At 48.3% G+C, this 15,412-nt stretch carries 11 protein-coding genes and 2 pseudogenes; 10 read left to right on the top strand and 3 right to left on the bottom strand.

Annotated elements, in window-relative coordinates; genetic code table 11:
* Positions 1–187: 187 nt before the first annotated feature.
* The 3 genes from O3661_RS07730 to O3661_RS07720 are packed head-to-tail and all read right to left on the bottom strand — an operon-like array spanning position 188 to position 3,113.
* Positions 188–1,639: a LutB/LldF family L-lactate oxidation iron-sulfur protein gene (locus O3661_RS07730; RefSeq protein WP_371492928.1), complete on the bottom strand. Its 1,452-nt coding sequence runs from the start codon at positions 1,637–1,639 to the stop codon at positions 188–190.
* The gene (locus O3661_RS07725; RefSeq protein WP_371492925.1) at positions 1,636–2,337 is read right to left on the bottom strand and encodes a lactate utilization protein C; all 702 of its coding nucleotides are present in this window, start codon (positions 2,335–2,337) and stop codon (positions 1,636–1,638) included. Before O3661_RS07725 ends, O3661_RS07730 begins: the two co-directional genes overlap by 4 nt.
* Positions 2,334–3,113 (bottom strand): (Fe-S)-binding protein, encoded by a 780-nt coding sequence (locus O3661_RS07720; RefSeq protein WP_049323225.1) that lies wholly within the window; start codon positions 3,111–3,113, stop codon positions 2,334–2,336. The genes O3661_RS07725 and O3661_RS07720 overlap by 4 nt, the downstream gene beginning before the upstream one ends.
* Before the next feature lie 667 nt (positions 3,114–3,780).
* On the opposite strand from O3661_RS07720, the gene O3661_RS07715 reads away from it, so the two are divergent.
* The 10 genes and pseudogenes from O3661_RS07715 (at position 3,781) to tig (ending at position 15,369) form a co-directional block, all read left to right on the top strand.
* Positions 3,781–5,691 carry an alpha-amylase family protein gene (locus tag O3661_RS07715; protein ID WP_371492924.1) on the top strand — a complete coding sequence of 637 codons (1,911 nt, stop codon included), beginning with the start codon at positions 3,781–3,783 and terminating at the stop codon, positions 5,689–5,691.
* Positions 5,692–5,846: 155 nt separating this feature from the next.
* A complete protein-coding gene (locus O3661_RS07710) occupies positions 5,847–6,671 on the top strand; it encodes an amino acid ABC transporter substrate-binding protein (protein ID WP_254346350.1) in 825 nt (274 codons plus the stop codon).
* The gene (locus O3661_RS07705) at positions 6,661–7,377 is read left to right on the top strand and encodes an amino acid ABC transporter permease (RefSeq protein WP_049323221.1); all 717 of its coding nucleotides are present in this window, start codon (positions 6,661–6,663) and stop codon (positions 7,375–7,377) included. Before O3661_RS07710 ends, O3661_RS07705 begins: the two co-directional genes overlap by 11 nt.
* A gap of 9 nt (positions 7,378–7,386) precedes the next feature.
* Positions 7,387–8,154 carry an amino acid ABC transporter ATP-binding protein gene (locus O3661_RS07700; protein WP_070826255.1) on the top strand — a complete coding sequence of 256 codons (768 nt, stop codon included), beginning with the start codon at positions 7,387–7,389 and terminating at the stop codon, positions 8,152–8,154.
* 171 nt (positions 8,155–8,325) lie between these two features.
* Complete coding sequence (locus O3661_RS07695) at positions 8,326–10,245, top strand: ATP-binding cassette domain-containing protein (RefSeq protein ID WP_371492922.1); 1,920 nt, start codon at positions 8,326–8,328, stop codon at positions 10,243–10,245.
* A gap of 47 nt (positions 10,246–10,292) precedes the next feature.
* A complete protein-coding gene (locus O3661_RS07690; protein ID WP_070826253.1) occupies positions 10,293–10,646 on the top strand; it encodes a nucleolar protein in 354 nt (117 codons plus the stop codon).
* A 36-nt stretch (positions 10,647–10,682) separates the two neighbouring features.
* Positions 10,683–11,234 carry a hypothetical protein gene (locus O3661_RS07685; RefSeq protein WP_371492921.1) on the top strand — a complete coding sequence of 184 codons (552 nt, stop codon included), beginning with the start codon at positions 10,683–10,685 and terminating at the stop codon, positions 11,232–11,234.
* Between the two features lie 188 nt (positions 11,235–11,422).
* A pseudogene (locus tag O3661_RS07680) lies at positions 11,423–12,125 on the top strand (DNA translocase FtsK 4TM domain-containing protein); the annotation flags it as partial.
* A gap of 101 nt (positions 12,126–12,226) precedes the next feature.
* Positions 12,227–13,867, top strand: a pseudogene (locus O3661_RS07675) (DNA translocase FtsK); the annotation flags it as partial.
* Between the two features lie 191 nt (positions 13,868–14,058).
* Positions 14,059–15,369, top strand: a complete 1,311-nt coding sequence (gene tig, locus O3661_RS07670; RefSeq protein ID WP_371492919.1) for a trigger factor — start codon at positions 14,059–14,061, stop codon at positions 15,367–15,369.
* Positions 15,370–15,412 lie beyond the last annotated feature (43 nt).

The raw sequence follows: 15,412 nt of genomic DNA, 5'->3' as shown, positions 1-15,412 counted from the left end.
ACTTAGACAAAAACTTTTGGCTGTAAGAAAGGCCGCCTGAAAATCTTTCAGACGGCCTTTTTATTCAAAAGAATCAAGATAAAACAATCAAATCAAACGCCTTTACAAATAGCGATGCCACACCAGCAGTATTCAATAAAAAATAAAACCTGGGGCCTTTTATTCCTCAGGTTTTATTTATCAAGCCTTATGCTTTTTCTTTCTGGAGTTTTTCTGCCATCAGTTGATGCAGCGTTTTCTTAGCCGGTTTCATCGGAACACGGTTATCCGTCCAGCCCAGCTGCTTGCTAGGCGTCAATGCACGGAATTTGGTAGCAGCCCAGCCGAATGCTCGATAAGCTTTACTGCCGCTGAAAATACCGTTAAACGTACGCCATGCCATTTGTTCGCCGAAAGTATGCGATGCACCTTGACCACGGATAGGATGAGGAACGGTTTCGGTTGGCGAACGTTGCGCTTCAACACGCAGACGTTGCATTTGTTCGGTAATCGGAATACGTACCGGACAAACCTCAACACAGGCGCCACACATGGTACACGCAGTCGGCAGATCGCGTGTTGCATCCAAGCCTAACAAATGTGGAGAGATAATCTCGCCAATCGGACCAGGATAAGTCGTACCGTAAGCCGCGCCACCGATACGGGTATAAACCGGACAGTGGTTCATACACGCACCGCAACGGATACATTGCAAGGTACGGCGCATTTGATCTTCTGCATACGCTTGGCTACGGCCGTTATCAAGCAGTACCAAGTGCATTTCTTGAGGGCCGTCCAGCTCTTCGCTACGGCGAGGGCCGGTAATCATATTGAAATAAGTGGTAATGTTCTGACCGATGGCGGAGCGTGGCAGCAGGCTGTACAAAGGCGGAACATCCGACAGCTTCGCAACCACTTTTTCAATACCGGTAATGGCGATGTGCACAGGCGGTACAGTGGTACTCAAGCGGCCGTTGCCTTCGTTTTCAACCAGACACAAAGTACCCGTTTCCGCAACGGCAAAGTTCACACCGCTCAAACCAACATCGGCAGTGCTGTAAATATCGCGCAATGCTTTACGGGCAAATCCGGTTAGCTGATCTACATCGTCTGTCAAAGGCGTGCCAAGGTTTTGATGGAAAAGCTCGCTAACCTGCTCTTTGGTCTTGTGAATGGCAGGCATCACGATATGGGTTGGTTTCTCGCCAGCCATTTGAACGATAAACTCGCCTAAGTCGCTCTCAACTGCTTTGATGCCTTGGTCTTGCAGATAATGGTTCAGCTCAATCTCTTCGCTGACCATAGATTTGCCTTTCACCATCAGCTTACCGTTTTTATCGGTAATGATGTTGTGAATGATTTGGCAGGCTTCGGCAGGTGTTTCCGCCCAGTGGACTTTAACGCCTAACTTGGTCAGGTTTTCTTCCAGTTGTTCCAATAATGCAGGCAATTTGGACAACGAACGTTGACGGACATGCTCACACAAATCACGCAGGCTTTGCAGCTCTTCTTCATCTGTCAAAACGGCTTTGCGCTTGGTCATCAGCATATCCATCGCCGTGCGCAAGCTTTTACGCAGAGGCTTGTCTTGCAAAGAAATCGCGGCGTTTTGCTTGAATGTTTCCGGCTTCATATGGAATTTAATGGTTTGGGAACTCATGCTTTTTCCTCCAACTTGGCAGGGGAAATGTAATCAGGCAGAACGGCCAAAACCACCAAATCGCGCGGGCCGTGTGCACCATAGGCCAAAGTCAATTGAATATCGGCAGTCTTAGACGGGCCGGAAATCAAAATAACGTTGGTAGGCATGCCTTTTTCTACCAGTTTTTCGCCTTCAACAGCATTATGGAATTCGTTGTACATTTTGCTGGTGTCAAACAGGCAGAAATGCACAGGCGGAACCAAACTCAGGCTGCGCGGCTCGACAGGGCTGGACTCCAGCATAATCGTACCGGTACGGGCAATACCGCATTTAGAGCCGCTAAATCCAGCCTCAATATCGGCAAAAAATTCATTTTTCCAGTCGTCGATTTTTCGCTCAAAACCGCGCGGTTCAATATTGGTATCGGCCAAAGCTGCACGAGCCAGCTGACCATGTTCCGTTTCCAATGGAAGCAGAATGTTTTTCAAGCCTTTGCCTTCGGCTGCTTGGCAAAATACTTGCGGCCAGTTGGTTTTAGTAACCCAATAGATTTCAGTTTTGACGGCACGCATGGCAGCCGCCCAATGTTTCAAGCGTTCGACATCGTTTGCCCAAGAAACACCCATTTCACGGTAATAATCGAAAACCGGCGGTTCTTCCATCGGCAAGGCATCGGCTTTTTTCAATTTCGCTAAAATATTTTCGCGCGCGCTCATGCTTTACCTCCGGTACGTTCCAACAGGAAAGATGCAATATGTTTCGGACGTGGCATATTGGGTTCGTCTTTGGCAATTTTGCCGCCAATATTCATCATGCAGCCACAGTCCGCGCTAATGATTTCAGTTGCGCCTGTTTCTTTCAGTGCTGCAACTTTGTCGGTTACCATCGCGCCGGAAATATCGGCTTGTTTTACAGAGAATGTACCGCCAAAACCGCAGCATTCACTTTCATGGTCGTGAACGATACGTTCAACATTTTCCATGCCGTCAATCAGCTGCCAGCCTGACAAATGGACATTCATCTCGCGACGTGCCGCGCAGGAAGTATGAACGGCCACTTTAACCGGCTCGCCTTTATCTTCAGGTTTGTAACCAATCGCCAGCAGGAAGTGGGTAAATTCAATGATACGATTGGCGCAATCAATGGCTTTTTGTTCGTACTCGGTGCCTTTGAACAAAGTCGGCCAGTGGTGTTTCATCATGCCGCCGCAAGAACCAGAAGGCACGACAATCGGCCAATTTTCAGGGAATAAATCCAGTTGCGCTTTGGCAACATCAAAGGCTTCTTTAGGATGACCTGACGAATAGGCCGGTTGACCACAGCAGCTTTGCTCCATCGGATAATGGATACGGATGCCCTGTTGTTCGATTAAAGTGATGGCATCCATGCCTGCTTCGGGCATGAAAAGGTCAAGAACGCAAGTACCGAAGAAATAAGCATCGGTTGGCTTGCTGTCGAATACGGTGATTTGTGGTGGTTTGATTGCGCTCATTTTTTTGGAACGGGACAACCCGTTTTCTTGTGTAAAAATAAGATGGGTACTTTAAGTAATTGCTTGTAATGGGTCAAGTCTAATTTTAAAAAATAATATTAAAAAAGCATGACAAACCAGACAAACACCTTTTCCTTATTAACTTGATAATCTACATAATAACCACTATCAATAAGAAAACTGATGGATTCATTTTTTAATAAATGAAACTCGTACATTCCTTCCCTCTTCAAAACACAATCACTGCCTCTTTATAGAATTTTGATTTACATCAGAAGTCATGAACTTAATCTCTATGACACGTTTTTAGATGAAACAAGCAATCCGCTATGCTGTAAATATGTTTCAGACGGCCATATTGGAATAAAAAGATATCTAAGACAATAAAAATAAAAGTTTTTCTCACAAGACTCAGGCCGTCTGAAAGATAAGTTCGTCAAAAGGCCTCTTTCCATCTGCTTAATCCTACTTTTAATCAAAATCAAACACTTGAAAAATCATCGTTCCTAACCTTGAAAACCCTTTGCACACTCAAGCACTTCCAGTATCATTGAGACAGTTTCTTGACGCAAAATTACAGTCTTAGCCGCCCACAATCGGCATGGATTTGCAAAAGAAGTGAAACCAAGCTTCAAAACAATTTCACCTTAATTTCGGAGTAGGCATTATGTTGACCCAGACTCAACAGGTTGATTTGACCTTGCATCACCTTAAAGAACGCACCCTATCGATATATACTCCCGAACAGCGTGCAAGCATCGAGGCATCTGAAGACTGGAAACAGTTTGACAGACGGCTTGAAGAACACTTTCCAAAACTGATGCACGAGCTGGACAACGTTTACAACAACAACGAAGCCGTCCTCCCCATGTTGGAGCAACTGATTGCCCAAGCATGGCAAAGCTATTCCCAACGCAACGCATCTTTAAAAGATATCGATATCGCGCGCGAAAACGATCCTGACTGGATTTTGTCCAACAAACAGGTCGGCGGCGTGTGCTACGTCGATTTGTTCGCAGGCGATCTGCAAGGTTTGAAAGCCAAAATCCCTTATTTCCAAGAATTGGGCCTAACCTATCTGCACCTGATGCCCCTGTTTAAATGTCCTGAAGGCAAAAGCGACGGCGGCTATGCGGTCAGCAGCTACCGCGATGTCAATCCGGCTTTGGGTACGATAGACGACTTACGCGATGTCATTGCCGCTTTGCACGAAGCAGGCATTTCCGCCGTTATCGATTTCATCTTCAACCACACTTCCAACGAACACGAATGGGCAAAACGCTGCGCCGCCGGCGATCCGCTCTACGACAATTTCTACTACATTTTCCCTGACCGTTGGATGCCCAACCAATACGACCGCACCCTGCGTGAAATCTTCCCCGACCAACACCCGGGCGGCTTCTCCCAACTGGAAGACGGACGCTGGGTATGGACAACGTTCAATTCTTTCCAATGGGACTTGAATTACAGCAACCCATGGGTATTCCGTGCCATGGCAGGCGAAATGATGTTCCTTGCCAACTTGGGCGTTGATATTCTGCGCATGGACGCCGTTGCCTTTATTTGGAAGCAAATGGGCACAAGCTGCGAAAACCTGCCTCAGGCACACGCTCTGATTCGCGCGTTTAACTCTGTAATGCGTATCGCAGCGCCAGCCGTATTCTTCAAATCGGAAGCCATCGTCCACCCTGACCAAGTTGTCCAATACATCAGCCAAGACGAATGTCAAATCGGCTACAACCCTCTGCAAATGGCATTGTTGTGGAACACCCTCGCCACACGCGAAGTCAACTTGCTCCATCAAGCACTGACCTACCGTCACAACCTGCCCGACCACACGGCATGGGTTAACTACGTCCGTAGCCATGACGACATCGGCTGGACGTTTGCCGATGAGGACGCATGGCAGTTCGGTATTCACGGCTACGACCACCGACAATTCCTCAACCGCTTCTTCGTCAACCATTTTGACGGCAGCTTCGCGCGCGGCGTCCCCTTCCAATACAATCCAAGCACAGGCGACTGCCGTGTCAGCGGTACAGCAGCAGCTTTGGTCGGCTTGGCGCAAAACGATCCATATGCCGTTGAGCGCATTAAACTTTTGTACAGCATTGCTTTGAGTACCGGCGGCCTACCGCTGATTTACCTAGGCGACGAAGTCGGTACGCTCAATGACGATGATTGGTCGCAAGACAGCAATAAGAGCGATGACAGCCGCTGGGTACACCGTCCTCGTTACAATGAGGAGTTGTACAACCAACGCCATGACAGCTCGACCACTGCCGGTCAAATCTTCCAAGGTTTACGCCATATGATTTCCATCCGCCAAAGCAATCCGCGCTTTGACGGCGGCAGGTTGGTTACCTTCAATACCAACAACAAACACATCATCGGCTATATGCGCAACAACGCGCTTTTGGCATTCGGCAACTTCAGCGAACATGCGCAAACCATTAGTGCGCACACCCTGCAGGCCATGCCGTTTAAAGCGCACGATTTGATCAGCGGTCAAACCGTTTCTCTGAATCAGGATTTGGTCCTGCAACCCTATCAAGTCATGTGGCTTGAAATTGCATAAGCTGAATTTTTTATACATCATTCAAGGCCGTCTGAACAAATCAGCATTCAGACGGCCTTTTAAGGCATTAAGATGTATTTTGTATTTTGGGCAGTTTCGCTTAGAATGCACGCTTTAATACCAAATGACACACTTAAAGTCAGGAGTAAAAATCCATGTTGAAAAAATTCGTACTCGGTACCATCGCTGCAGTAGTTTTGGCTGCTTGCGGCGGAGAAGGCAGCAACTCAGCTTCTTCTGCTCCGGCACAATCCGGTGCGGCCTCCGGCTCACTGATTGAGCGTATCAACAACAAAGGTACCATCACTGTCGGTACGGAAGGTACTTACGCACCATTTACCTACCACGACAAAGACGGCAAATTGACCGGCTACGATGTCGAAGTAACCCGCGCAGTTGCCGACAAACTGGGCATCAAAGTTGAATTTAAAGAAACACAATGGGACTCCATGATGGCAGGTTTGAAAGCCGGTCGTTTCGACGTGGTTGCCAACCAAGTCGGCCTGACCAGCCCCGAACGCCAAGCGACTTTTGACAAATCCGAGCCTTATAGCTGGAGCGGTGCCGTATTGGTCGCCCGTAAAGACAGCAACATCAAATCCATCGACGACATCAAAGGTGTGAAAACTGCACAATCCCTGACCAGTAACTATGGTGAAAAAGCCAAAGCGGCAGGCGCAGAACTCGTACCAGTAGACGGCTTGGCGCAATCCCTGACCCTGATTGAACAAAAACGTGCCGATGCAACCCTGAACGACGAATTGGCGGTATTGGACTATTTGAAGAAAAATCCGAATGCCGGCGTACAAATCGTTTGGTCTGCCCCGGCTGATGAAAAAGTCGGCTCCGGCTTGATTGTCAATAAAGGCAATGATGAAGCATTGGCTAAATTTAGTACTGCCATGACTGAACTGAAAGCCGACGGCACGCTGAAAAAACTGGGCGAACAATTCTTCGGAAAAGACATCAGTGTTAAATAATTTCCTTGCCTCTCTACCGTTTATGACGGAAACACGCGCTGATATGCTCATCAGCGCGTTTTGGCCTATGGTTAAAGCCGGCTTCGCAGTGTCTTTGCCTTTGGCGATCGCTTCTTTTGTTATCGGCATGATTATTGCCGTAGCCGTTGCTTTGGTAAGAATCATGCCCTCCGGTGGCATTTTCCAAAAATGCTTGCTGAAGCTGGTAGAATTTTATATTTCCGTCATTCGCGGTACGCCGCTTTTGGTGCAGTTGGTCATCGTATTCTATGGTTTGCCTTCCGTCGGCATCTATATCGACCCGATTCCTGCCGCCATTATCGGCTTTTCGCTCAATGTCGGCGCATACGCTTCCGAAACCATACGCGCAGCAATTTTATCCGTACCTAAAGGCCAATGGGAAGCCGGTTTTTCCATCGGCATGACCTATATGCAGACGTTCCGCCGCATTATTGCGCCACAGGCATTCCGCGTTGCCGTACCGCCTCTGAGCAACGAGTTTATCGGCCTGTTCAAAAACACCTCACTTGCCGCCGTGGTAACGGTAACCGAGCTTTTCCGTGTTGCCCAAGAGACTGCAAACCGTACTTATGACTTTTTGCCCGTTTATATCGAAGCCGCATTGGTTTATTGGTGCTTCTGCAAAGTGCTGTTTTTGATTCAGGCACGTTTGGAAAAACGTTTCGACCGTTATGTCGCCAAATAAGGAGTTGTCATGATTAAAATCCGTAATATCCATAAGACCTTTGGCGAAAATACCATTTTGCGCGGCATCGATTTGGATGTCGGCAAAGGACAAGTGGTGGTTATCTTAGGCCCGTCCGGCTCAGGCAAAACCACGTTTTTACGCTGTTTAAACGCTTTGGAAATGCCAGAACAAGGTCAGATCGAGTTTGACAATGCGCAGCCGTTAAGCATCGATTTTTCCAAAAAACCAAGCAAACACGATATTTTGGCACTGCGCCGCAAATCCGGCATGGTATTCCAACAATACAACCTCTTTCCGCACAAAACTGCGTTGGAAAACGTTATGGAAGGGCCGGTTGCCGTACAAGGCAAGCCTGTCGCCAAAGCGCGTGAAGAGGCTGTCAAATTGCTTAAAAAAGTCGGTTTGGGCGATAAGATCGACCTCTACCCCTACCAGCTTTCCGGCGGTCAACAGCAGCGTGTTGGTATTGCCCGAGCATTGGCGATTCAGCCTGAATTGATGCTGTTTGACGAACCGACTTCCGCGCTTGACCCTGAATTGGTGCAAGATGTTTTGGATACCATGAAGGAATTGGCACAAGAAGGCTGGACCATGGTTGTCGTTACTCATGAAATCAAATTTGCCTTGGAAGTGGCAACCACCGTCGTCGTGATGGACGGCGGCGTTATTGTCGAACAAGGCAGCCCGCAAGATTTGTTCAATCATCCCAAACATGAGCGGACACAAAAATTCCTGCGCCAAATCCGTGCGGACAATGGCGATCTTCAAATTTAATTGAAACGACAGACAATTTGAAAGCATTTCCGACTGTCATTTCATAAAGGCCGTCTGAATAAGTGAAATAGAAATCGTTGATTTCGTTTTCATACTTGTTCAGACGGCCTTTTATATATCTTTTCAGGTAAAATAACGCCTTTCGTTTTACTCATCCCCTTGCCTGCCATCATGATAGAAATCAAAAAACTCACCCTGCAACGCGGTTTGAAAGTCCTGCTCGATAAAGCCGATGCCGTAATCACCCCCGGCCAACGCGTTGGTTTAATCGGTAAAAACGGTACAGGAAAATCCAGCCTGTTTGCGCTGATAAAAGGTGAAATCACTCAAGATGGCGGCGAAATCCTGATTCCCAAAACATGGCGCCTGGCTTCCGTCTCTCAAGAAACGCCTGATTTAGATATTTCCGCTTTAGACTACGTTTTGCAAGGCGATGCCGAATTGCAGGCTTTTCAGACGGCCTTAGCCCAAGCAGAAGCGCAAAACGACGGCATGAAGCAAGCCGAATATCACGCTAAACTTGAAGAAATCGATGCCTATACTGCTCCGGCACGTGCCGCCAAACTGCTTAACGGCTTAGGTTTTGCACAAGAAGAACATACCCGTCCCGTCAAATCCTTCTCCGGCGGCTGGCGTATGCGCCTCAACCTTGCCCAAGCGCTGATTTGTCGTGCCGATTTACTGCTTTTGGACGAACCGACCAACCATTTGGATTTAGAAACCGTGTTGTGGCTGGAAAACCATCTCGCTTCCCTGCCCTGTACGCAAATCATCATCTCCCATGACCGCGACTTCTTGAATGCCACCACAACGCACACCATCGAGCTGTCGCAACAAAAACTGACCCAATACGGCGGCAATTACGATTTCTATCAAGCCGAACGCGCCCAACGTCTGGCGCAACAACAAGCCGCCTACGTCAAACAGCAGGCGCAAATCAAACATCTGCAATCCTTTATCGACCGTTTCAAAGCCAAAGCCACAAAGGCCGTACAAGCTCAAAGCCGCATGAAGGCATTAGCCAAGCTCGAGCGCATCGCCCCAGCGCATTTGGATAGCGAATTTTCCTTTGAGTTTGCCAATCCGACCCACCTGCCCAATCCATTATTGAAACTCGACCATGCCAACTTGGGTTATGGCGACAATACCGTTTTGCACGATATTACCTTGTCTTTGGAAAGCGGCGCACGTTACGGCCTATTGGGCGTTAACGGCAGCGGTAAATCCACATTTATCAAAGCATTGGCAGGAAAAATCGATTTACTTTCCGGCAGCATCGTCCGCTCTGAAAAACTCAATATCGGCTATTTTGCCCAACACCAACTGGACACATTGCGCGCAGACCAAAGTCCGGTTTGGCATATCCAACAACTTTCGCCCGAAGTCCGCGAACAGGAAATCCGCAACTTTTTAGGCGGTTTCAACTTTATTGGCGATATGGCGGTTCAAAAGACCGAGCCCTTTTCCGGCGGGGAAAAAGCACGGCTCGCCCTTGCCATGATTATCTGGCAAAAACCTAATCTGCTGCTGCTTGACGAACCGACCAACCACCTAGACTTGGATATGCGCCACGCCCTGACACTTGCCCTGCAAAGTTTCCAAGGCGCATTGATTGTCGTATCGCACGACCGCAGCCTGCTTGAAGCGACTACCGACAGCTTCCTCCTTATCGACAAAGGCCGTCTGAACAACTTCGACGGCGATTTGAACGACTACCGTCAATGGCGATTGGCACAAGAAAACACCGCAGCAGCCCCCGCCGCATCTGCCCAAAGCCAAAGCCGCAAGGACACCAAGCGTATCGAGGCACAAATCCGTCAGGAAAAAGCCAAACGCAGCAAACCGATTCAGCAGAAGATCGACAAAGCCGAAAAAGAAATCGCACGATTGACTGATATTCAGACGGCCTGTGAAGCATTTTTGGCACAAGAATCTGCTTATTCAGAAGAAAATAAATCCAAATTGCAAGAGACACTCGCACAATTAACAGAAACTAAAGTAAAATTAACGCAACTGGAAGAAAACTGGCTGCAATGGCAGGAAGAGCTTGAACAAATCCAAGTTGATGTCGAAGCCGAGTTTTCCCAATAAAAATAGAGCCATCAGGCCGTCTGAAATAAAACACAATACGGAAAAACATGACTTCAACCATCAAACAAGCCGGATATTTCCTCGTATCCTCTTTCGTCTTGGGCATTTCTCTTCACGCAGCCGCCGCAGTTTATTCCTGCGGCAACGGCAGCTATACTTCCGAACCCAAATCCTCCTGCGCACAGGCCGAATTGCCTAAAATCAGCGGCCATCAAGGCAGCGGTTACCACCTCAACATCCGCAGCCTCAATGCCTCTGATGAACGCGCAAGTGCAAAGCCTAAGAAAAAGGCACGCGCGGAAAAATCCGATAAACAAGAGAAAAAAGCCGACAAACCGAGCAAAAACAAGAACGGTAAAAAAGCTAAAAAACAGCAGCCCATGCCGTCTGAACAAGAATAAAATGCTCAACTGCAACGAATCAGCCCTACCTGAATCATGAAAAAATATCTTCTTACCCTATCCCTGCTGCCGCTTGCTGTTTTCAACAGCCAAGCCGACGCCGCAAAAATCTACACCTGTGAAGTCAACGGCTCGATTGTCTATACCTCGCGCCCAAGCGGCAACTGCCAAGCTGTCAACGATTTGCCAATTGTCGGCAAATACAGCAGCAGCCGATACGACGCCCCGGTTAACGATGCGCCTACACTCAACGCGCCGACATCACAAACGGCTCTGACAAAAAGCAAAAATACGGCTGCAAAATCCAACCACAAAGCAACGCCCAAACCTGCCCCTGTCCACACCGCTTCTGAAACAGCTCCTCCTCCGGTTCCAAAATCCTCCGGTGTCAACAGTCGTCGCTCTATTCTGGAAACCGAGTTATCCAATGAACGCGCGGCTTTGGCCGATGCCAAAAAGCAACTGAGCCAAGCGCGGACAGCCAAAGGTGGCAGCGTCAATCAACATGCCATCAGTACGCTGCAAGGTGCGGTTTTGGATAGAGAGAAAAACATTCAAGCCCTACAACGCGAACTGGGCAGAATGTAAGTCCAAATCAATCAAAACATCAGGCCGTCTGAATAGGTGGAAACGAAATCTAAAATTTTCGTCACGCCAAACAGACGGCCTGAATTCTATAATGATTACGCCCGTTTCAATTTCTTGTGCCTAGTAAATACGGTATAATTTGCCCTTTACGCACATTACCTCCGGTCTTTTCAGACGGCCTTTATCTCATGACTGCAAAATCTTCTAAAACCCAAACAAAAAAACGCGTCTCTACCAAACCGGCAGCCAAACCGACCACACGCAAATCCACCAAAGCACAAACTCAAGCCGACAATAAAGTCTCCCAACGTCTCAAGGCCGCCAAAGAGCTGCAAAGAAATGAAGAAAAAAAAGCGCGCCCCGAGCATGTCGTTAACTTGATTAATGATGCTTTATGGCTGTTTGGCTTGGTTATCACCATTTATCTGGCCATTTCTCTGGCCAGCTTCAGCATGGACGACCCTGCATGGTCGCGCAGCGTTCCCAAAAGCAACGATGTCGCCAATCTCGGCGGCCTCTTTGGCTCCTATCTTTCCGATGTCGGATATTATCTGTTCGGCCTATCGTTTTGGTGGTGGATAGCTGCCTCTTGCGTTTTCCTCTACAAAAATTTCCGCCCCATGAAAAAGCAGGAAAACCACAAGCCCTACAATCATGGCGTAGCCGCTTTGGCATTGTTCCTCCTGCTGGTGTGCAGTCCGATTATCGAACACTTCCTGTTTGACAACACATTGAGCGAATCCCTTCCCGTCGGTGCAGGGGGCTTGGTCGGCTTGTTAGCGGGTTCAGGCTTGGCTTGGCTGTTGGGCAAGTCGGGCAGCCTGTTGATTATGCTGGTAATGCTGCTTTTGTCTATTTCCCTGCTGGCTCAGGTGTCATGGTTGGAAGTCATGGCCAAATCCGGCAGCCATATGGGCGGCCTGTTTGGCAGCCTGATGAAAAAACTGTCTCAGTTCCAAAATAAAAAAGAAGATGTCCACTCCGAAGCTTTAGAAACCCAAAATACGCGCCGCATGGTTAAAGAAGCCAAAACCATTACCGCTACTCCGGTTGCTCCGTTGGCAGGCAGCAGCAGCAACCGTAAAACCGTTGCCGTATCCGTTGCGCCGCCCCCTAAAATCCAAACTTCCCTATTTGACGATACTGAACCTAAAAACAACGGCGAATACCATAAACCCAATATGAACCTGTTGCGTATGCCGTCTGAAGAACCGGTTGCCGTCAATCCGGATGAATTGCAACAAACCGCAGAATTGATCGAAGCCAAGCTGGCCGAATTTGGCATCGGCGTACAGGTTGTTTCCGCCACTTCCGGCCCCGTGATTACCCGCTACGAAATTGAACCGGCACAAGGTGTCAAAGGCAGCCAAATTGTCGCCTTGTCCAAAGATTTGGCGCGCTCGATGTCTCTGCAAGCGGTACGCATCGTAGAAACCATTGCCGGTAAAAACACCATGGGCATTGAACTACCCAATGAGAAACGCCAAGACGTCATGTTGAGCGAAATCCTCTCTTCTCCCGTGTTTACCGACGCCAAGTCCAAACTGACCGTTGCCTTGGGTAAAGATATTGCAGGTACGCCCGTTGTCGGCGACTTGGCAAAAATGCCGCATCTTTTAGTCGCAGGTATGACCGGATCGGGTAAATCCGTCGGCGTGAACGGCATGATTATGTCCATGCTCTTCAAAGCCACGCCTGACGAAGTCCGCTTCATTATGATTGACCCGAAAATGCTTGAATTGAGCATTTACGACGGCATTCCGCACCTGCTCTGCCCGGTTGTGACCGATATGCGCGAGGCCGGACAAGCATTGAACTGGTGTGTTGCCGAAATGGAAAAACGCTATCGTCTGCTTTCCCATGCCGGCGTGCGCAATCTGGACGGTTTCAACCAAAAAGTCGAACAGGCCAAAGCGGCAGGCAAGCCATTACTCAATCCGTTCAGCTTAAATCCCGATGATCCCGAGCCTCTGGAAAAACTGCCGTTGATTGTGGTCGTTATCGATGAGTTGGCTGACTTGATGATGACCGAACGCAAATCCGTTGAGCAGCAAATCGCACGTCTTGCCCAAAAAGCGCGTGCGGCAGGCATTCACATGATTGTCGCCACCCAGCGCCCGAGTGTCGATGTGGTTACCGGCCTGATTAAAGCCAACATTCCGACACGTATGGCCTTTACCGTACAAAGCAAAATCGACAGCCGCACCATTCTTGACCAAATGGGTGCAGACGAATTGCTCAAATACGGCGACTCATTATTCCTGCAACCGGGCAGCGCAGAACCGACACGCCTGCAAGGTGCGTTTGTTTCCGATGATGAAGTGCATCAGGTCGTCAATTTCGTCAAAGAACAGGCTCCGACCAATTATGTGGAAGGTCTGCTCAGTGGCGAAGCAGCCATCGAAACCACCAATATTGTCAATCCGAACGCAAACAGCGATGAGTTATTCGATCAAGCCGTTGCCTTCGTATTGGAAAGCCGGAAAACTTCCATTTCCGCACTGCAACGCCAATTACGCATCGGCTACAACCGCGCCGCCAATTTAGTAGATGCGCTTGAAAATGCCGGTGTGCTTTCTCCAGCAGACATCAACGGCAGCCGACGGATTCTGGCGCAAAAAGACCAGCTGTAAAAACAACAATATCGAAACGCAAAGGCCGTCTGAAAAGAATTTCCCACTTTTCAGACGGCCTTTTTATGTTATTCGTGAAACATTGTGTTATACTAAGCAGCTAAATTTTGACCTTATGCACGCTTCCGAAATTCTTCGGGATACTGAGCAGAAGGATAACCGTTTAAACACAACAAATTTAAGGGCTTACGATGAGCGTAACTGTTGAAACTTTAGAAAATCTGGAACGCAAAGTAGTATTGTCTCTGCCTTGGTCCAAAATCAACGCAGAAACTGAGAAAAAACTGAAACAAACCCAACGCCGCGCAAAAATTGACGGCTTCCGTCCGGGTAAAGCACCGTTCAAAATGATTGCCCAAATGTACGGTGCAAGCGCACAAAACGACGTTATCAACGAATTGGTACAACGCGAATTCTACGATGTTGCCGTTGCCCAAGAATTGAAAGTTGCCGGTTACCCACGCTTTGAAGGCGTTGAAGAACAAGACGATCAAGAGTCTTTCAAAGTTGCCGCTATTTTTGAAGTCTTCCCTGAAGTAACTATTGGTGACCTGTCTGCCCAAGAAGTAGAAAAAGTTACTGCGACTGTTGGCGATGCCGAAGTTGACCAAACTGTAGAAATCCTGCGTAAACAACGCACCCGCTTCAACCATGTTGACCGCGAAGCCCAAAACGGCGACCGCGTCATCATTGACTTTGAAGGCAAAATCGACGGCGAGCCTTTCGCTGGCGGCGCGTCTAAAAACTACGCTTTCGTATTGGGTGCAGGTCAAATGCTGCCTGAATTCGAAGCCGGTGTTGTCGGTATGAAAGCCGGTGAAAGCAAAGATGTTACCGTAAACTTCCCTGAAGACTACCACGGTAAAGATGTTGCCGGTAAATCTGCCGTATTCACCATCACGTTGAACAACGTTTCTGAAGCTACTTTGCCTGAAGTTGACGCTGACTTTGCTAAAGCTCTAGGTATTGAAGACGGCAACGTTGCCAAAATGCGTGAAGAAGTGAAGAAAAACGTTGGCCGCGAAGTTAAGCGCCGCATCGGTGAACAAACCAAAGAATCTGTAATGAACGCCCTGCTCAAAGCAGCCGATTTGCAAGTTCCTGTTGCTTTGGTCAACGAAGAAGCTGCTCGCTTAGCAAACGAAATGAAACAAAACTTCGTTAACCAAGGTATGGCTGACGCTGCCAACTTGGATCTGCCTTTGGATATGTTCAAAGAACAAGCAGAACGCCGCGTTTCTTTGGGTCTGATTTTGGCTAAACTGGTTGAAGAAAACAAACTTGAGCCAACTGAAGACCAAATCAAAGCCGTTGTTGCTAACTTCGCTGAAAGCTACGAAGATCCTCAAGAAGTTATCGACTGGTACTACGCAGAGCCTTCCCGCCTGCAAGGCCCGACTTCTTTGGCAGTAGAAAGCAACGTTGTTGATTTCGTTCTGAGCAAAGCTAAAGTAACTGAAAAAGCGCTGTCTTTTGACGAAGTAATGGGCGCACAAGCTTAATTGCTCCAAGGCCGTCTGAAACAGACAATCAAAAGCACCGAAG

It is taken from the genome of Neisseria sp. 20925_1_37 (assembly GCF_041433255.1).
Lineage (GTDB): Bacteria > Pseudomonadota > Gammaproteobacteria > Burkholderiales > Neisseriaceae > Neisseria > Neisseria flavescens_D.
The sequence above is the reverse complement of the archived record's forward strand: the minus strand, read 5'-3'. Positions and strand labels throughout refer to the sequence as shown.

Coding starts and splice junctions, on each gene's coding strand:
- O3661_RS07690 (WP_070826253.1), top strand. CDS start 10,293: ATGACTTCAACCATCAAACAAGCCGGATATTTCCTCGTATCCTCTTTC.
- O3661_RS07725 (WP_371492925.1), bottom strand. CDS start 2,337: ATGAGCGCGCGCGAAAATATTTTAGCGAAATTGAAAAAAGCCGATGCC.
- O3661_RS07710 (WP_254346350.1), top strand. CDS start 5,847: ATGTTGAAAAAATTCGTACTCGGTACCATCGCTGCAGTAGTTTTGGCT.
- O3661_RS07695 (WP_371492922.1), top strand. CDS start 8,326: ATGATAGAAATCAAAAAACTCACCCTGCAACGCGGTTTGAAAGTCCTG.
- O3661_RS07720 (WP_049323225.1), bottom strand. CDS start 3,113: ATGAGCGCAATCAAACCACCACAAATCACCGTATTCGACAGCAAGCCA.
- O3661_RS07700 (WP_070826255.1), top strand. CDS start 7,387: ATGATTAAAATCCGTAATATCCATAAGACCTTTGGCGAAAATACCATT.
- O3661_RS07715 (WP_371492924.1), top strand. CDS start 3,781: ATGTTGACCCAGACTCAACAGGTTGATTTGACCTTGCATCACCTTAAA.
- tig (WP_371492919.1), top strand. CDS start 14,059: ATGAGCGTAACTGTTGAAACTTTAGAAAATCTGGAACGCAAAGTAGTA.
- O3661_RS07730 (WP_371492928.1), bottom strand. CDS start 1,639: ATGAGTTCCCAAACCATTAAATTCCATATGAAGCCGGAAACATTCAAG.
- O3661_RS07685 (WP_371492921.1), top strand. CDS start 10,683: ATGAAAAAATATCTTCTTACCCTATCCCTGCTGCCGCTTGCTGTTTTC.